Here is a 17,327-nt window from a genome sequence, read left to right as displayed (position 1 = left end):
CGCGACCGGGTCAGGCCGGGTCGAGCATCTCCGGGGTCAGGTTCGCCTCGGTGTTCGGGATGCCGAGGTCGGCGGCGCGCTTGTCGGCCATCGCGAGCAGGCGCCGGATCCGGCCGGCGACGGCGTCCTTGGTCAGCGCCGGCTCGTGCAGCTGGCCGAGCTCCTCGAGGCTGGCCTGCTTGTGCTCCAGGCGCAGCTTGCCCGCCACCTGCAGGTGGTCCGGTACGTCGTCGCCGAGGATCTCCAGGGCGCGCTCGACGCGGGCCCCGGCGGCCACTGCGGCGCGGGCCGAACGGCGCAGGTTCGCGTCGTCGAAGTTCGCGAGCCGGTTCGCCGTCGCCCGTACTTCGCGACGCATCCGGCGCTCCTCCCACGCCAGCACCGACTCGTGCGCGCCGAGCCGGGTGAGCAGCGCGCCGATCGCGTCGCCGTCCCGGATCACCACGCGGTCCACGTTCCGCACCTCGCGGGCCTTCGAGCCGATCCCGAGCCGCCGCGCCGCACCGACCAGCGCGAGCGCCGCCTCCGGCCCGGGGCACGTCACCTCGAGCGAGGACGACCGCCCCGGCTCGGTCAGCGAACCGTGCGCGAGGAACGCACCCCGCCAGGCCGCCACCGCGTCACACGAGGCCCCCGAAACGACCGCCGGCGGGAGGCCGCGGACCGGACGGCCGCGGTTGTCCACCAGCCCGGTCTGCCGCGCGAGTGCGTCACCGTCACGGACGACGCGTACGACGTACTTGGTCTGCTTGCGGATGCCCGAAGGGGAAATCACGACCACGTCCGACGGGTGCCCGAAGATCTCGGCGATGTCCTTCCGCAGCCGCCGCGCCGCGGCGCCGCTGTCCAGCTCCGCCTCCACGACGATCCGCCCCGACACCAGGTGCAGCCCGCCCGCGAACCGCAGGATCGACGAGACCTCCGCCTTCCGGCAACAGGGTTTCGTGACCTGAATACTGGTCAGCTCGGACTTCACCTGTGCTGTCATCGCCATAGAGAGCATCCTCCCACCCGTGTCAAAGACCCAACGGGTGGCAGCTGCGACAGTTACGGCTGCAACCTTCCGAGGCGCTGACCGCGTTACCTCCCCGAACATTCCGAGAGGAGGGGCATGAAGGCACCGGACGAAGCCGAGTTCACCGAGTTCGCGGCGAACTCGCTCCGGCGGCTGCGCAGGACGGCGTACCTGATGTGCGGCGACTGGCACCGGGCGGAGGACGCAGCGCAGGACGCCCTGGTGAAGGTGTACCGGCGGTGGCACCGGATCGACCGTACGCAGGGGCTCAACGGGTACGCCCACCAGTGCCTGGTGACGGCGGTGTTCGACCAGTCCCGGAAGCCCTGGCGCCGCGAACGTCTCGTCGACACCGACGAAGCACCTGGGCCGTTGCCCGATCCAGGTGCTGCCGTCGACGACCGGATGCTCGTCGTCCAGGCACTGGGCGCACTGCCGCCCAGTCAGCGAGCCTGCGTCGTACTGCGGCACTACGCCGACCTCAGCCTCGAGCAGACCGCCGACGCGCTCGGCATCGGCACCGGCGGGGTGAAGAGCCAGACCTCCCGCGGCCTGTCCCGGCTGCGGGAACTCCTCGACCAGACCGAAAGGAGCGCGTCATGAGCACCGACCTCGAACGCCTGCTGGCTGCTGCCGCCGACGACACCGACCAGCCACTGACCACCGACGTCGACGACCTGCTGGTCCGTGCCCGGCGCTCGGTCCGTCGCGGGCGGCTCGCCACCGTGTCGACCGCGGTCCTCACCACCGGCGTGATCATCGCCGGCGTCGCGACCTGGTCCGCGAACCGCGACGAGAGCACGGCACCGGCCGGACCACCCGGGGCGACGATCACGATCGACCCCAAGACGGGTCTCGTCGTCGACGGCGAGACCGGGAAGACGATCCAGCCACCGCCGCCGGTCAGCCCGCTGTCCGACGCCGAGGTGTACCAGCGGTGCGTGCAGTACGACAAGGAGAACGTCGACTTCCTGCGCGAGCAGAAGGCCAACGTCTGGGACAAGGCCGGCCCGATCACGCCGCAGTGGAAGGTCGTGTTCAAGAGCGGTGACCGATCGCTGCTGTCCGCCGGGTTCCTCTCGCCGGACAAGTCGATCCTCTCGACCTGCACGATGGACGCCCCGCAGAAGCCGTTCACGAACGGGCGGCTGAGCACCACCGAGCGGACCCCCAAGAGCACCACGGACCTGCCGCAGGCGGCCGCGGCCGGCGCGTGGGTCCCGGTGCCCGGCGCCGCGCGCGTGCTGGTCGAGTACAAGGGCGACAGCCTTCCGCGTCAGGCGCTCGTCGGCGCCGACGGGTTCTACACGCTCGGCTACACGGGGATCCGGAACGGCCAGACCCCGCTGCAACGCGTCCGAGCGTACGACGCCTCGGGCAGGAAGGTCTGGGAGTTCGTCAGCAAGCCGGCCGCGGAGCCGAGTGCCAGGCCGACCGTGCCGGACAACGTCACGGTCAAGACGGCCGCGCCCGTCGCGCCGAACGCCGTACTGACGAAGGATCCGCTGACCGGGAAGGCGCTTGTTCCTGCCCCGCCGGTCAGTCCGCTGACCGACGAGCAGGTCACGACCCGCTGCCGAGAGGTGGACGACATCTATTTCCAGGGCGGGTCGTCGGCGCAGGACCCGCGGATCAAGGCAGCCGGGCCGGTCACCAAGGACTGGAAGGTCGCGCTGAAGACGGGCACCGGCGACAAGCTGACCGCCGTACTGATCTCGCCGGACCGGAAGGTGTACGCGTGGTGCCACATGCTCGGGAAGACGGCGAAGGGCGCGTACGACTACACGCGGGGTTCCGTGCAGGCGAACGGGAAGTTCGCGGACACCTTCGAGTTCGGGATGGTGCCGGACGGCGTCGCGCAGCTCGTCGTCGACCTCCCGCAGCAGGGACCGACGCGCGCGCTGATCTCGAACGGCTACTACATCTGGGGTCTGACCGGCGGCAACTCCGGTCTGAAGGATGTGCGCGTCCGGGGGTACGACGCCGGCGGCAAGCTGGTCTACGACCAGAAGAAGACCGTCGACGCCGACTTCGACTGAGGGCCTAGCGGAAGATCTCGCGGTAGACCTTCGCCAGCTTGTCCGGGGCGTGGTGGAGTTCGCGGTCGTCGTCGGCGATGTCGGCGATCACCAGCTCGGCCCCGAGGGACTGCGCCGTACGGCGGAGCGACTCGGGGTCGGGCACGTGGCCGGCGTCGGCGAGCACGACGTCGATCCGCAGGTCCGGAGCGTGCGCGCCCAGCACCTCCAGGTGCGTCTCCGGCGAGAAGCCGTCGGTCTCGCCCTTCTGCTCCCCCAGGTTCAGCGTGAGCAGCCGCCGGGCGCTGGTCTGCTCGAGGCCGCGGCACAGCTCGGGGACCAGCAGGTTCGGGATCACGGAGGTGAACCACGACCCCGGCCCGACGACGACCCAGTCGGCTTCCGCGACGGCGACCAGCGCCTCGGGACAGGCCGGCGGGTCGGCCGGGTCGAGCGCGACGTCCACCACGTGGCCCTCGGTCGTCGCCACCTCGGCCTGGCCGCGGATCTCGGTGATGCCCTCCGGACGCGCCGGGTCCAGGCCGAGCACCCGCGCGGTGATGTCCAGCGGTACGGCGGACATCGGCAGCACCCGGCCCTGCGCGCCGAGCAGCCGGGCCACCCAGTCGAGTCCGTCGACCGCCTCGCCGAGCAGCTCCCACAACGCGACGATCAGCAGGTTGCCGACCGCGTGGTCGTGCAGCTCGCCGTCGCTGCGGAAACGATGCTGGAGGACGTCGGCCCAGGTGCGGCCCCACTCGTCGTCACGGCACAGCGCGGCCAGCGCCATCCGCAGGTCGCCCGGCGGCAACACGCCCAGCTCCTGCCGCAGCCGGCCCGACGAACCGCCGTTGTCTGCGACCGTGACGACCGCTGTCAGCTGATCCGTGACATGGCGCAGAGCGGACAGGGAAGCGGCCAGGCCGTGTCCCCCACCCAGGGCGACGACCCTAGGCGCGCTCCTCACTCACGCCCCAGATCCCGGTGGACGACCAACGTCGGTGACCCCTTCTCGCGCAGCCTGCGGGCGATCTCCTCGGCCATCGCGACGCTGCGGTGCTTACCCCCGGTGCAGCCGATCGCGACGGTGACGAAGCGCTTGCCCTCGTTCAGGTAGCCGGTCCGCAGGGTGTCCAGCACGTCCACGTAGTTCTGCAGGAACTGCTGGGCCAGCGGATGGCCGAGCACGAAGTCTGACACAGGCCGGTCCTGCCCGGTCATCGGGCGCAGGTCGGGCTGCCAGTACGGGTTCGGGATGAACCGCATGTCGGCGACCACGTCGGCGTCCACCGGGATGCCGTACTTGAACCCGAACGACACCACGGTCGCGCGCAGCTCGGCGTTCTCCTCGTCGCCGAAGGCGTTCACGATCTTCGCGGCGAGCTGGTGGATGTTCAGGCTCGAGGTGTCGATCACCAGGTCGGCGCCGGCCCGGATGTCGCCGAGCAGCTCGCGCTCGCGCTGGATCCCGTCCAGCAGCCGGCCCTCGCCCTGCAGCGGGTGCGGCCGGCGGACGCTCTCCTGGCGGCGCACGATCACGTCGTCGGACGCCTCCAGGAACAGCGTCAGCGGCCGGTAGCCCTTCAGCCGCAGGTCGTGGATCGCCGAGCTCAGCTCGTCGAAGAACAGCCCGGTCCGGACATCGACGACGACCGCGAGCCGCGGCGCCGCGCCGGTCCCGACGACCTGCTCGACGATGGTGGTCAGGAACATCGGCGGCAGGTTGTCCACCACGAACCAGCCGAGGTCTTCCAGTACGTCGGCGACGGAGCTGCGTCCCGCGCCCGACATGCCGGACACGATGATCAGGTTGCCGCCCGTGTCGTCCATCAGTTCTCAGTTCTCCCTGGGGTCCCCGTCGGCCGCTTCCACCGGCCGCTGTCCGGCCGGCGCCGGGACGTCGTCGCCCAGTATCTCGCCCGTGGCCATGTTGATCGCCGGCGCCCGGCCGCTTTCCGCCTTCGTTGCCGCAGCGTTAACCGCCAGTACGACGGACTCGGCGAGTCGCGGCCCGAAACCGGGCAGGTCCGCCACCTCGTCGACGGTCGCGGCCCGGAGCTTCTTCAGCGACCCGAAGTGCCGCAGCAGCGTCTTGCGCCGCACCTCGCCCAGCCCCGGGACCTCGTCGAGGGTGCTCTCGACCATCGACTTCGACCGCCGGTTGCGGTGGTGGGTGATCGCGAACCGGTGCGCCTCGTCGCGGAGCCGCTGCAGGAGGTAAAGGCCTTCCGACGTCCGGGAGAAGATGACCGGATCCTCCTCGTCCGGCACCCACACCTCCTCGAGCCGCTTCGCCAGGCCGACGACCGGGATGTCGCCGAGCCCCAGCTCGTCCATCGCCTGCCGGGCCGCCGCGACCTGCGGCGGACCACCGTCGACCACGACCAGGCCCGGGGCGTACGAGAACTTCTTCGCGCGCCCGGTCTCGGGATCGATGAGCGCGCCGTTCGGGTCCTCGTCGGCGGCCATCGTGGCGCGCTCGTCGAGGAGCCGCTTGAAGCGCCGGGTCAGCACCTCGGCGATCGAGGCGACGTCGTTCTGCCCGTCGACGCCCTTGATCACGAACCGCCGGTACTCGCTCTTGCGCGGCAGGCCGTCCTCGAACACCACCATCGAGGCGACCACCTCGGTGCCCTGCAGGTTCGAGACGTCGTAGCACTCCAGCCGCAGCGGCGCCTCGGGCAGGTCGAGCGCGGCCTGGATCTCCTCGAGCGCCTGGTTGCGGGTGGTCAGGTCGCTGGCCCGCTTGGTCTTGTGCATGGTGAGCGTCTGCAGCGCGTTCCGCTCGACGGTCTCCATCAGCGCCTTCTTGTCGCCGCGCTGCGGGACCCGGATCGAGACCCGCGCGCCGCGCAGCTCCTCCAGCCAGGCGGTCAGCGCGTCGGCGTCGTCCGGCATCGTCGGGACCAGGATCTCCCGCGGGATCGCGTCGCCCGAGTCGCCGGCGTACGTCTGCTGGATGAAGTGCGAGACCAGGTCGGCGGTGGTCGCCGTACCGTCCGCCTTGTCGGCGATCCAGCCGCGCTCACCGCGGATCCGGCCGCCGCGGACGTAGAAGATCTGCACGGCGACCTCGAGCGGGTCCTCGCTGAGCGCGATCACGTCGGTGTCGGTGCCGTCGCCGAGGACGACCGCGTTCTTGGCCAGGGCCTTCTCCAGCGCGGCCAGGTCGTCGCGGATCTTCGCGGCCCGCTCGTACTCCAGCTCGGCGGCCGCGGCCTGCATCTCCTTCTGCAGCCGGCGCACGTACGTCGCGGTCTGGCCGGAGAGGAACGCGGCGAAGTCGTCGACGATCTGCCGGTGCTCCTCCTGCGACACCTGACCGGTGCACGGCGCGGCGCACTTCCCGATGTACCCGAGCAGGCAGGGCCGGCCGATCTGGCGGTGCCGGTTGAAGACGCCCTTGCTGCACGAGCGCATCGGGAACACCCGCAGCAGCAGGTCCACGGTCTCGCGGATCGCCCAGGCGTGGCTGTACGGACCGAAGTACCGCACGCCCTTCTTCTTCTGGCCGCGGCCGACCATGACCCGCGGATACTCCTCGTTGAGGGTGATGGCGAGCCAGGGGTACGACTTGTCGTCGCGGTACTTCACGTTGAAGCGCGGGTCGTACTCCTTGATCCAGGAGTACTCCAGCTGCAGCGACTCGACCTCGCTGGCGACCACCGTCCACTCGACCTTGGCCGCCGTCGTCACCATCGCCTGGGTCCGGGGGTGCAGGTTCACCAGGTCCTGGAAGTACGACGACAACCGGGCGCGCAGGTTCTTCGCCTTGCCGACGTAGATCACCCGCCCGGCGGAGTCGCTGAAGCGGTAGACACCAGGCGAGTCGGGGATCGATCCCGGAGCGGGACGGTAGGAGGACGGATCAGCCACCCAACCACCCTAGTTCGCCACGCCGACAAATCCGGAATCCGCGCAAAGTTTCTACTGCAGGTTCAATGACACACTTGAAGGCATGACTGTCGAAGAACTCGATCGGATGTTCCGCGCGTACGACGGCGTCCGGGTGCTCGAGGCCCAGGACGATCTCTTCTACCTGTACGACCCCGCCGCCGACCTCCCGCCGGAGCGGCAGCAGCCGTTCGCGACCATCGTCACCGGCGACCACTACGAGCAGGTGTCGCGGCTCGACGAGCCCGGGTCCTGGCGGCTCAACCTCGGACTCACCAAATCGACGTACACCAGCCTGTTCGGGGCGGTGCCGACCGAGCGGGACGCGGACTGGGTGCTCGCGTCCGGTTACGACTACGCCGCCCGGGACACCTTGATGCCGCACCCGTTCTACGCCTCGCAGTACTGGGTGGCGATCGTGAACCCGACCGGTCTGGACCAGCTGCTGCCGTTGGTCGAGGAGGCGTACGCGTTCGCGGCCCGCAAGTATTCCAACCATCAGGCGCGCCAAACCAGCTGAAGGTTGCGGTCGTGTTGCGGGTTCGCCCATAAGGCTGAGTTGACCCCCGGCTGGGATGAGCGCACTGCCTAGCGTGTGACCCAGGGTAGATGTGCAGGTCCTTTGCGTGAGGCAACAAGGCCTTGCGCTGACTCGAGGGAGAATCCGCCCATGTCCCCTTCCCTTCGGATACCGCGCGCCGTGCAGCGCCGTTCTCTTTTGGGTGCCGTCGCTGCGTCCGCGCTGGCCGTCACCGGCATCGCCGCTACCGCGGCCGGCAGTGAGGCCGCGCAGCAGGCTCCGGTCTCGATCCGCGGTGCCGGCAGCCCGAACGCGATCCCCGGCAGCTACATCGTCGTCCTCGACGGCCGGAAGTCGCGGGCCGAGACCCGGGTCGCGACCCAGAGCCTGGCCACCAGCTACGACGTCGAGGTGAAGAAGCAGTTCGACTCGTCGATCAAGGGCTTCTCCGCCGGCATGACCGAGGAGCAGGCGAAGAAGCTGGCCGGCGACTCGCGGGTCGCGTTCGTCCAGCAGAACCAGAAGATCACGGTCAGCCAGGACAACCCGCCGTGGGGCCTGGACCGCGCCGACCAGCGCGAGCTGCCGCTGGACAAGAAGTACGAGGCGTCGACCACCGCCGAGAACGTGAACGTCTACGTGATCGACACCGGCATCTACGCCGCGCACAAGGACTTCGGCGACCGCGCGTCGGTCGGCACCGACACCGTCGGCGACGGACAGAACGGCGTCGACTGCCAGGGCCACGGCAGCCACGTGGCGGGCACCATCGCGGGTACGACGTACGGCCTCGCGAAGGGCGCGAAGGTGGTCGGTGTCCGGGTCCTCGACTGCCAGGGCTCCGGCTCGACCGAGTCCGTCGTGGCCGGGATCGACTGGGTGACCAAGAACGCCAAGAAGCCGGCGGTCGCGAACATGAGCCTCGGCGGCGGCGCCGACGAGGCGCTGGACGCGGCGGTCAAGGCGTCCGTCGACGCCGGCATCACGTACGCCGTTGCTGCCGGCAACGACAGCGCGGACGCATGCCAGGGCTCGCCGTCGCGGGAGCCCTCGGCGATCACCGTCGGCGCCACGGACGACCAGGACAAGCGGGCGGAGTTCTCGAACTTCGGCAAGTGCGTCGACCTGTTCGCGCCGGGCGTCGACATCACCTCGGTCGGCATCACCGACCCGGAGTCGTCCGCGAAGATGAGCGGTACGTCGATGGCGTCGCCGCACGTCGCCGGCGGGGTCGCGCTCTACCTGGCCGACCACCCGGAGGCCACCCCGGCCGATGTCGCGCAGGCGCTGGTCACCGGCTCGACGCCGGACAAGGTCGGCGACCCGGGCGAGGGTTCGCCGAACAAGCTGCTGTACGTCGGGGCCGCTGACCAGTCCTGACCTTCCGCTGCTGGGGACGTACCCAGTTGAGGGCCCGGCCGGTTTCCGGCCGGGCCTTCTCGCGTCGTCAGGCGGACTGCACGATGTTGCTGCCCTCGACCTTCACGTTCACCGCCGGGAGCGCGGTCTGCGCCGGCCCGCTGACCGGGCTGCCGTCGGTGATGCTGAAGTGGCTGTTGTGGAACGGGCAGATGATCTGCCCGCCCTCGACCGACCCGATCGGGTTGCCCTGGTGCGTGCACACCGCGGAGAAGCCCTTGTACTGACCGGCGGTCGGCTGCGTCACGACCACCTTGGCGTCGGAGAACACCTTCCCGCCGCCGACCGGTACGTCGGACGTCGGGCCGAGCACCGTACCGCCGCTGGACGCCGGCGCGCTCGAGGACGGGGCGGACGAGGACGGCGCGGACGAGGAGGCCCCGGTGCTCGGCGCCGTACTCGAGCCGCCGGTGCCGCCGCCCGCGGAGTCGTCGCCACCGCAGGCCGCGAGGATCGGGGCGCCGGCGCCCGCCAGCGCGACCATCGCCGCGCAGCGCAGTACCGCCCTGCGGTCGCGCAGCGCGTCGGCTCCCGCCGCTTCGGCCTGCCGCGGGGTGGTGGCTGGTGCCATCGTGTCATCGCTCATGAATCTGGACCTCCAGGAGCCTGCTGGTCGAAGTAGTTGAACGCTATACACCGACTCAAACGACTGGATCGGCGGAACGGTTCAACCCGATCGGCTTGAACCACAGTTTGAAGGTTTCCTGGAAATCAGCTGACGATCCCCACTACCCGGGCCGCGAGTTCCAGGACCGCGCGCCTGGTCGCCGTCTCGAGTTCGCTCGAGTGCAGCGGCCAGGCCCCGGCGACGTGCGGGTCGTACGGCAGCACGACCGGCTCCAGGCCGCGCTGCCGGAAGGCGTCGGCCAGCCAGCGGGTCGTGTCCGGGTCGTCGTTCTCGACCAGCGTGATCACGACGACGCCGCGGCTGAGCAGCACGTCCTGTCCCGCGGGCGTCAGCTGGTCGAGCTGCTGCAGGCAATGGCTCGCAATGTGCTGCGCCGACGGTACGACGAGGACCGTGCAGTGCCCGGTGTTCGCCATCTCGGTGGCGATCTCGTCGAACATGGTCCCCGGACAGTCCACCAGCGCGAGCCCCACGTCGCGGGCCCCCTCGCTCTGCACGGCGGCGAGCATCGACCGGAGCGCCGAGACCGTCGGATCACTGCGGACCAGGCTGACGCCCTCGATGGCACCGGCGCCGAGGGTCAGCTCCAGTCGCCGCGACAGCTCCGCACCGGCCGGATCGACATCGACCGCGACGACCCGATCCGCACGCTGAGCCGCCAGCATCGTGGCCAGCAGCGCGGTGACGGTCGACGTACCGCCGTCGATCACCGGGCTCGTCACGCCGATCCGTCGGGCGATCGCGATCGGCCGGCGGCACGTGGCGATCAGCTCCACGTCGCGCTGCAGGCGCCCCGATCCCCCGATCACGTACGCCGCGTCCGAAGCGACCCGGCGGAGCCTCTCGAACACGGAGGCGCCGTCGTCCTCCGCGGGCCGATCGCGACCGGGCGGTGGCGGTGGCTGCTGATACTGCTGATACGCCTGCGCTGGGTACGGCGGTTGCGCAGGCGCGACCGGCTGCGCGGCCGGCGGGGCGGCCGGCGGGGCGGGCGGCGGGGCGGGAGCGGGTGGCGCGTCGTCGGTGTGGGCCGGCTCGTCGGCGGGCGGCTGTCCCGCCGACATCCGGCGCAACATGTCGCTCTGCCAGTCAGGATCAGTCATTCCGTCCGGTCGTCAGAACTTGTTCAGCAGCGTGGTGTAGACGCCGAACACTCCCAGCGCCAGGGGAACCGTCACGATGATCACCCCGGCCTCAAGATAGTCGAGCAGCTGTGTCAGCCGCGCCCGCACATGCTCCGCCGGTGCGAAACCGAGACCGAACGCGCAGAACATCGCGACGAGCACCAGCAGCCCGAGCGCAATCAGCGCGCCGCCCTGACCGTTCACGGCGGCGATCAGCACACAACCCGACACGATCGTGAACGCGGCCGCGAACAGGACGGCGACCTCACTCACCAGCGGATACAGCCGCGACCGCGAAGCCAGCAGGAACGCCAGCACGAGCGCGAGCCCGACCGCCCACGCCGAGCCCTTCCGCAGCAACATGATTCCGGCCACCGCCGACGAGAGCGCGATCGGTACGGTGGCCAGCGCGAGGCCGACATGCGCCGCGTTGAGTGCGGTCCGTACGTCGCCCCGCCCGATCTCCTGCCCCGCGGCGCGGCGGTCGTCCAGACTCGTCAAGCCGGAGGTCGCCAACGCCATCCGCGGCAGCATGCCCAGCACGACGACGGCCGCCAAGGCAGCCAGCGTGCCGATGCGCTCGACGGCCAGCCCGGCGCCGACGCCGATCATCCACACCGCAACGAACAAGACCGATGTCGCGCCGGCGACGACACCACCGCCACCGACCCGGGCGGCCGTGTAGAGCGGCGGACCGAAGGACAGGCAGAGCGCTCCGACGCTGAGCACGAGGCCGAGCTCCCAGCCCGCGTCCAGCGCCCAGAAGCTCATCGTCAGCGCCACGAGCACGGTAGTGATCGTGACGAGCGGCGCCGCGACGAACTTGTTCCCGGACTGGCCGATCGCGATGCCGACAAAGGCGCAGATCGCCGCGACGACGAGCAGTGCCGCCGCGGTCAGGGCATGCGGGGCCACGACCAGCACCGAGATCGAACCCGCGACGATCGAGAACACGAGTCCCGCCCCGGCGAGGATGCGCCGGTGTTTCGGTGTGAACGTCGTACCGCGACGCTTCAGGTCCTCGACTGCCTCTTCGGTGACGTCGTACACGGTCGGGGGCGGCGGCACCTCGCCCTCGGCGACCAGCCGGAGTACGGCGCCGTCGGAGATCTGCGCGGACGCCAGCGTTCCCTCCGGGGCGACGAGCCCGCCGGCGACCGTGGTCAGGAAGCGGCGTTGCGGGGTCGGTCGCATCGGCTCGTCGAGCAACCGCAGCAGGTCGGGCAGCAACACGCCGAGCGGCTGGTCCGCGGGTAGCACCACGTCCAGCTGCCTGCGCTGACCGATCACCGTCACGCGGCTGTAAAGGCTCATGCACGTCCTCGCTCAGGTTCAGGGACCAGCTTGTTCATCAGGTCCGCGTAGCGCTTCCAGTCGTCCGGAGTACGCCCGTCGCCGATCGGGTACCAGACGGCCGGCGAGTGCGCGGGGCCGATCGCGAGAGCGCGCTCGAGGTTCAGCAGTTCCTTGAGGCTCGACGCGCGCACCGCCTCGTTCCCGGCGGCCACGCCGATCGGGCAGGCGATGCCGAGGTACCGCGGCGCGTAGGTGCCGTCCGCTGCGCCGTACGAGCCCAGCACCGTCGCCGACACCAGCTCGAAGTGGTCGGCGATCTCGTCGATCCACTCCCCGATCCGGTGGGCCTCCGGAAGCTCGAGCCCGGGCTGCGCGACCGCCAGTGTCACGGTCTCGTCCAGCCCGGATTTCGTACGGCGGGTCTCGAGCGTGCCGACCGCCGGCCTGAACTCCGGTCCCGGTTGACCGGCCAGCACCAGCCACGTCGGCTGCGGCGCCCGACGACGGCAGTACTCCGTCAGCGCGTCCGGACTCCACGGCTGCGTGACCGGCTCGGACGTCGACCAGCCGGCCGGTCCGGCCCCGGAGGCCGCGGTGAACAACCGCTCCGCGACCTTGCCCAGGACGACGCTCGCAACGGGTTTGTGCCGCACCCGGACCGTCAGCTGGAGCTGTCCGAAGGGCTGCTCCCGGACGAGGAAGTCGGGATGCAGGTCCAGTTTTCCGTCGGCCGGCCGGGCGACGAACAGGTCGCCGTTCCATTCGAGCCGGACGCCGTTCAGTCCGTCGAAGTACTCGCCGTCGTCGCCGGTCACGACCCAGCGGGCGAAGGCGGTCTTGAACAGTGCCGACCGGACCGGCCAGGTGATCCGGGACGTCCTCGGGGTGACCAGCTGGAGCGCGCGGCGGGCTTCCTTGGCCGCTGCCGCCGCGTCGCTGAGCCAGGCCGACATGCCCACCACCGGACGGTCCTGCATGACGACGGCGACCTTCTCGGTGATCAGGTCGACGCCGGGGCTGAAGATCAGCGCGTTCGGCATGTCAGTCGGTTTCCTTCCCGGTGCTCCAGACCTTTCCGCCCAGACGTTCGACGAGGGTGGCCGCGTAGCGCTCCGCGAGCTGGCGAGCACCGTCGCGGGCGGTGGCGCGGATCTCCACCCACCACGCGGGTGTCCGGACGGAGCCGGGCGGCGTACCGAGCAGGCGCTCGACCTCGCCCGGGACCTGGATGAGGAGCGGCAGTTCGACCGACACCAGGGGTAGGTGGTCGTCGTCGCAGAGTTGGACGACAGCGCCTCCGCTGACTGCGCGCACCCCCAGGTGCTCCCCCGCCGCGGCGAGGCCGGCGAGGATGTCGTCACTCGACGGACGCCCGTCGACGAGCGCCACCAGGTCGTAGGTCATCGCACTCCTTCGACGTGCATGGTTGCTTCCGCGACGGCATCAGCCAGTGCGGTTTGCACCAGTTGCGGCCCGTCGCCGCGGCGTACGAACAGCCCCCGGCCGGGCGGGTAGTCGCCCGGGTACGCGCCGGTGAAGAGCTGGCCCTCGCTGCGCTCGCCGGACAGCACCAACCCCGCGGACCCGGACTCCAGGACCGCGGACAGGAACGACTCGTACAGCTGCCGCGACGCGCCCGCGGCCCGCCGGGTCACGATGAAGTGCAGCTTGATGTCCCGCCCCGAGGCGACGTACGGCAGGAACGGCGCCATCGGCGACTGACCGCCCGCGGTCAGCAGGTCGTAGTCGTCGGCCAGTACGACGATCCGCGGTCCGCCCCGGCCGGCTTCCGGAACCTGGCCCGTGTCGTCGGGCATGCGCTTCGCCAGCTCCTCGGAAACACCGGCCGCGAGCCCACCTGCCGCCCGGCCGGTCGGTGCGTAGCCGCCGACGTACGCCTTCGGTACGACGTCCCGCAGGCCGCGTCGGGGATCCATCACCGCGAACACCAGCTCGTCGGGGGTGTGCCGGTCGACGAGCTGCTGCACGATCAGCCGCACGAGGTTGGTCTTGCCGGAGCCGCTGTCACCGAACACCACGAGGTTGCTGTCCCGCCCGGCCAGATCGAGGTACACGGGCGCGAGTGCGCGCTCGTCGACACCGATCGGCAGCACGGTCGGCTCGCGGATCTCGTCCGCGACGCCGACCCGCGGCAGCTTCAGCGGCAGGATCCGGATCTGCGGCGCCCGCGGCCCCTGCCAGGTGGAGCGCACCGAGAGCGCCTGTGCCTCCAGTACTTCGGACAGCTTCTCGTCGGACGCGACGCCGTCGACGCGCGGCAACGCGACCTGGGCGAAGAGCTTGCTGCCCGGCACCAGCATCCGGCCCGGACCGGCCTTGCGCAGGACCTCCTGCAGGCGCCGGTCGATGTTCGAGTCCGACGCGTCGTTCAGCCGCAGCTCGAGCATCGTGCCGAACAGCGACTGGCTCTGCATCCGTACGTCGTTCCAGCGCAGCATCGAAGCCACCACGTGCACGCCGTAGTTGCCGCCCCGCTGCAGGATGTCGGCCACCGGCCCGTCCAGCTCGTCGAAGGTCGTCCGGATCGCGCCGAAGTTGTCGATCACCAGCACGACGTCCGCGGTCGGCAGCTCGGGGATCCGGCCGGCCGCGTGGTCCTCGCGGAGCGCGTCCATCGTGTCGATGCCGTGGTTGCGGAACACGCGCTCGCGGTGGTCGATCATCCCGCGGATCTCCTCGACCGTCCGCCGGGTCTTCTCCCGGTCGGTGCGCAGCGCGACGCCGCCGACGTGCGGCAGTTGTTCGAGCGCCTGCATCCCGCCGCCCGCGAGGTCGAGCGCGTAGATCGCGACCTCCCGTGGGGTATGGGTGTGGGCCAGCGACGTGATGAGGGTTCGCAACGCGGTGGTCTTCCCGGACTGCGGGCCGCCGACGATCGCCGCGTGCCCACCCGCCCGGGTCAGATCGAGCGGGAACACCTCCTGGCGTTGATTGCTCGGGTCGTCGATCACACCCAGGGGCGGCCGCATCCGCGGCGTCGGGGCGGCCAACTGGAGGCCGCGGTCCGTGACGTAGTCCGCGCGACCTGCCAACGCGTCCAGGGTGCAGGCGGCGGGCAGCGGCGGCAGCCAGATCTTCAGTACCGGCTCCGCCGCCCGGCGCACCTGATCGACGAACACGGTCAGCTCGGTCGGTCCCGTCGTACGCGTGGTCGCCTTCGCCTCGACCGGCGCGTGGACCTCTTCCTCGGTGACCTGGTACGGCGGCAGCGCGATCGGGCCGACGTACGACTCGTCGTCCTCGATCACCTCGCCGGTCGGCGGAACGTACGGCCCGGAAATGTACGCCGCCCGGAACCGCTGGTAGACGCTGGTGTCGACCTTCAGGTAGCCGAACCCCGGCAGCGGCGGCAGGTGGAACGCGTCGGTCGTGTCGAGGACCGTGCGGCTCTCCTCCTCCGAGAACGTCCGCAGGCCGAGCCGGTACGACAGGTAGGTCTCCAGCCCGCGCAGCTTCCCGGCTTCGATCCGCTGGCTCGACAGCAGCAGGTGGACGCCGATCGAGCGGCCGATGCGCCCGATCGAGAGGAACAGGTCGATGAAGTCCGGGCGCTCGTTGAGCAGCTCACCGAACTCGTCGATGATCACGAACAGGTGCGGCAGCGCATCCAGCTCCGGCCGCTGCCGGCGCAGCAGCCGGTAGTCGGTGATGTTCGCGACGTTGCCCGCGTCCTTCAAGGCTTGCTGGCGGCGCAGCACCTCGCCTTCCAGGCTCTTGTAAGCACGCTCGATCAGACTCGCGTCGTCCCGCAGGTTGGTGATGATGCCCGCCACGTGCGGCACGCCCTCGAACGGCGCGAACGTCGCACCGCCCTTGAAGTCGACCAGCACGAACGAGAGGTCCTCGGGTGAATGCGTCGCCTGCAGCGCCATCACCATCGTCCGCAGTACTTCGGACTTGCCGGAGCCGGTCGCGCCGATGCACAGCCCGTGCGGCCCCATGCCCAGCTGGGCGGATTCCTTCAGGTCGACGAGTACGACGTTGCCGCTGTCGTCGACGCCGAGCGGGACCCGTAGGAACGAGCGGTCGGTGCGCGGCGCCCACAGCTGCCCGAAGTCCAGCTGGGCGACATCGGTGATTCCGATCAGGCTCATGAAGTCGACGTCGCCGCGGTGCACGTCTTCCTCGAGCGACTCCGCCGAGAGTCTTAGCGGCGCGAGTTCGCGGGCGATGCTTTCGGCAACTACCGGGGCGACGCGGTCCACCTGGCCGCCGGCGACCAGCGGGTACTGCCCGCGCAGGTCCTCGACACGTACTTCGTCACCGAAGACCGTGATCCGGATCGTCACCGCGCTCGGCTCCTGGACGCGGTCCGCGACGAGATGCAGGACAGTGACTCCGAGTTCGCCCGGGACCAGCGTGTCGTCGGCCTGCGGACGTACCTCGGCCGCGACGTCGCCGTACGTGTCGTGTACGACGAGCAGCCGCTGGGTCAGGCGCCTTCGATCCTCGTAGGCAACGGCGCCGCGGCGGGATTCTGTCGCCCACCGGACGCGCGCAGCCAGGTCGTCGGCGAGGAGGCGGGTGAGGTCTTGCGGTGTCTGCGCGGTCCTGCGGAACGGGATCGGCCCCTCCCGGCGGTCGGGGTCCTCGACGTGCGGGAGCCAGTTCAGCCAGTGCCAGTCCGCGATCGCGGACTGCGGGAAGCAGGCCGCCATCGCGACGTCTTCGGGGGCGTGGAACACCGCGGTCTGCACGAGCAGCGAGCGCGCCACCCGTACGACGCCTTCGCGGTCGCCGACGATGCTGACGTTGCCGACGTGGTCCAGCGGCACCGTCAGCGGCATGTCCGGCATCAGGGTGAAACGCCGTACAAGCGCATTGGCCTCGGCCGTCATGAACTGGTCCGGTGGCTCCATCGCCGATCCGCCCTGACCGACGACAGCCGGGACCACCGGCACCCGGCCGCTGCCGCAGCGCGCCTGCAGGAAGTCGCTGTCGGTCCGTCGCCGCTCCCAGAGCCGCGATACGTCCGCGACGCAGTCCAGCAGGGCATCCGGCGGCGGATTCAGCTCGAGCGCTTGGGCGCGGGCCTTGCGTTCCTCCTGGGAGAACGCGTCGCGCATCCGCTCGAGGTAGTCGAGGTACCGGGTCCGCTGCAGCTTGCGGTCCTTGCCACCCTTGCCCCGGGACGCGAGCATGCCGCCGACCGACGCGATCAGCGTGAGCACGAGCAGTCCGACACCGACCATCACCATCGGTCCCGACCGGCCCATCGTCATCATCGCCACCGAGCCGAGACTGCCGACCATCGGCAACAGCATCTGCATGGCGCCACCGCCCGCGCCGGCACCTGCTCCGCCAAGCGACGGGGCGGGCTCGATCACACGTTGCTGCGGCACGGCGGGCGGCGGAGTGCGCCGCGCGGGCCGATGCACGATCCGGCTCGCCA

At 70.5% G+C, this 17,327-nt stretch carries 14 protein-coding genes; 4 read left to right on the top strand and 10 right to left on the bottom strand.

Annotated elements, in window-relative coordinates; all coding sequences use genetic code 11:
• Positions 1 to 10: 10 nt before the first annotated feature.
• Entirely contained in the window at positions 11 to 994 is a 984-nt protein-coding gene (whiA, locus tag ABN611_RS31875; RefSeq protein WP_167211148.1) for a DNA-binding protein WhiA, read from the bottom strand.
• 117 nt (positions 995 to 1,111) lie between these two features.
• Between whiA and ABN611_RS31870 the strand changes: the two genes are divergently transcribed.
• The gene (locus ABN611_RS31870) at positions 1,112 to 1,618 is read left to right on the top strand and encodes a SigE family RNA polymerase sigma factor (protein ID WP_350275980.1); all 507 of its coding nucleotides are present in this window, start codon (positions 1,112 to 1,114) and stop codon (positions 1,616 to 1,618) included.
• Positions 1,615 to 3,054 (top strand): hypothetical protein, encoded by a 1,440-nt coding sequence (locus ABN611_RS31865; RefSeq protein WP_350275979.1) that lies wholly within the window; start codon positions 1,615 to 1,617, stop codon positions 3,052 to 3,054. Before ABN611_RS31870 ends, ABN611_RS31865 begins: the two co-directional genes overlap by 4 nt.
• Before the next feature lie 4 nt (positions 3,055 to 3,058).
• On the opposite strand, the gene yvcK is transcribed toward ABN611_RS31865, so the two are convergent.
• The 3 genes from yvcK to uvrC are packed head-to-tail and all read right to left on the bottom strand — an operon-like array spanning position 3,059 to position 6,909.
• Positions 3,059 to 4,000 (bottom strand): uridine diphosphate-N-acetylglucosamine-binding protein YvcK, encoded by a 942-nt coding sequence (yvcK, locus tag ABN611_RS31860; protein WP_350275978.1) that lies wholly within the window; start codon positions 3,998 to 4,000, stop codon positions 3,059 to 3,061.
• On the bottom strand, positions 3,997 to 4,863 hold the full coding sequence (rapZ, locus tag ABN611_RS31855; RefSeq protein ID WP_167211138.1) for an RNase adapter RapZ: 867 nt from the start codon (positions 4,861 to 4,863) through the stop codon (positions 3,997 to 3,999). Before rapZ ends, yvcK begins: the two co-directional genes overlap by 4 nt.
• 6 nt (positions 4,864 to 4,869) lie before the next feature.
• Entirely contained in the window at positions 4,870 to 6,909 is a 2,040-nt protein-coding gene (gene uvrC, locus ABN611_RS31850; RefSeq protein WP_350275977.1) for an excinuclease ABC subunit UvrC, read from the bottom strand.
• 82 nt (positions 6,910 to 6,991) lie between these two features.
• On the opposite strand from uvrC, the gene ABN611_RS31845 reads away from it, so the two are divergent.
• Together ABN611_RS31845 and ABN611_RS31840 are read left to right on the top strand one after the other, a co-directional pair.
• Positions 6,992 to 7,447: a DUF6194 family protein gene (locus ABN611_RS31845; protein WP_350275976.1), complete on the top strand. Its 456-nt coding sequence runs from the start codon at positions 6,992 to 6,994 to the stop codon at positions 7,445 to 7,447.
• Between the two features lie 150 nt (positions 7,448 to 7,597).
• Positions 7,598 to 8,827 carry a S8 family peptidase gene (locus ABN611_RS31840; protein WP_350275975.1) on the top strand — a complete coding sequence of 410 codons (1,230 nt, stop codon included), beginning with the start codon at positions 7,598 to 7,600 and terminating at the stop codon, positions 8,825 to 8,827.
• A 67-nt stretch (positions 8,828 to 8,894) separates the two neighbouring features.
• Here the strand turns inward: ABN611_RS31840 and ABN611_RS31835 are convergent, their stop codons facing one another.
• The 6 genes from ABN611_RS31835 to eccCa form a co-directional block, all read right to left on the bottom strand.
• On the bottom strand, positions 8,895 to 9,452 hold the full coding sequence (locus ABN611_RS31835; protein WP_350275974.1) for a Rieske (2Fe-2S) protein: 558 nt from the start codon (positions 9,450 to 9,452) through the stop codon (positions 8,895 to 8,897).
• Positions 9,453 to 9,577: 125 nt separating this feature from the next.
• On the bottom strand, positions 9,578 to 10,597 hold the full coding sequence (locus ABN611_RS31830; protein WP_350275973.1) for a hypothetical protein: 1,020 nt from the start codon (positions 10,595 to 10,597) through the stop codon (positions 9,578 to 9,580).
• 12 nt (positions 10,598 to 10,609) lie between these two features.
• Positions 10,610 to 11,932: an EsaB/YukD family protein gene (locus tag ABN611_RS31825; RefSeq protein ID WP_350275972.1), complete on the bottom strand. Its 1,323-nt coding sequence runs from the start codon at positions 11,930 to 11,932 to the stop codon at positions 10,610 to 10,612.
• Complete coding sequence (locus ABN611_RS31820; RefSeq protein ID WP_350275971.1) at positions 11,929 to 12,954, bottom strand: DUF6177 family protein; 1,026 nt, start codon at positions 12,952 to 12,954, stop codon at positions 11,929 to 11,931. The genes ABN611_RS31825 and ABN611_RS31820 overlap by 4 nt, the downstream gene beginning before the upstream one ends.
• A 1-nt stretch (position 12,955) precedes the next feature.
• Complete coding sequence (locus ABN611_RS31815) at positions 12,956 to 13,318, bottom strand: hypothetical protein (protein ID WP_350275970.1); 363 nt, start codon at positions 13,316 to 13,318, stop codon at positions 12,956 to 12,958.
• The gene (gene eccCa / locus ABN611_RS31810) at positions 13,315 to 17,205 is read right to left on the bottom strand and encodes a type VII secretion protein EccCa (RefSeq protein WP_350275969.1); all 3,891 of its coding nucleotides are present in this window, start codon (positions 17,203 to 17,205) and stop codon (positions 13,315 to 13,317) included. Before eccCa ends, ABN611_RS31815 begins: the two co-directional genes overlap by 4 nt.
• Positions 17,206 to 17,327: the final 122 nt, after the last annotated feature.

The sequence above is a fragment of the Kribbella sp. HUAS MG21 genome (assembly GCF_040254265.1).
Lineage (GTDB): Bacteria > Actinomycetota > Actinomycetes > Propionibacteriales > Kribbellaceae > Kribbella.
This window is presented reverse-complemented; position numbering and strand designations above follow the sequence as displayed.

Bases quoted from the DNA above. Each gene is read 5' to 3' on its own strand.
- whiA (WP_167211148.1), bottom strand. From the start codon at position 994: ATGGCGATGACAGCACAGGTGAAGTCCGAGCTGACCAGTATTCAGGTC.
- ABN611_RS31870 (WP_350275980.1), top strand. From the start codon at position 1,112: ATGAAGGCACCGGACGAAGCCGAGTTCACCGAGTTCGCGGCGAACTCG.
- ABN611_RS31865 (WP_350275979.1), top strand. From the start codon at position 1,615: ATGAGCACCGACCTCGAACGCCTGCTGGCTGCTGCCGCCGACGACACC.
- rapZ (WP_167211138.1), bottom strand. From the start codon at position 4,863: ATGGACGACACGGGCGGCAACCTGATCATCGTGTCCGGCATGTCGGGC.
- ABN611_RS31845 (WP_350275976.1), top strand. From the start codon at position 6,992: ATGACTGTCGAAGAACTCGATCGGATGTTCCGCGCGTACGACGGCGTC.
- ABN611_RS31840 (WP_350275975.1), top strand. From the start codon at position 7,598: ATGTCCCCTTCCCTTCGGATACCGCGCGCCGTGCAGCGCCGTTCTCTT.
- ABN611_RS31835 (WP_350275974.1), bottom strand. From the start codon at position 9,452: ATGAGCGATGACACGATGGCACCAGCCACCACCCCGCGGCAGGCCGAA.
- ABN611_RS31830 (WP_350275973.1), bottom strand. From the start codon at position 10,597: ATGACTGATCCTGACTGGCAGAGCGACATGTTGCGCCGGATGTCGGCG.
- ABN611_RS31825 (WP_350275972.1), bottom strand. From the start codon at position 11,932: ATGAGCCTTTACAGCCGCGTGACGGTGATCGGTCAGCGCAGGCAGCTG.
- ABN611_RS31820 (WP_350275971.1), bottom strand. From the start codon at position 12,954: ATGCCGAACGCGCTGATCTTCAGCCCCGGCGTCGACCTGATCACCGAG.
- ABN611_RS31815 (WP_350275970.1), bottom strand. From the start codon at position 13,318: ATGACCTACGACCTGGTGGCGCTCGTCGACGGGCGTCCGTCGAGTGAC.
- eccCa (WP_350275969.1), bottom strand. From the start codon at position 17,205: ATGCAGATGCTGTTGCCGATGGTCGGCAGTCTCGGCTCGGTGGCGATG.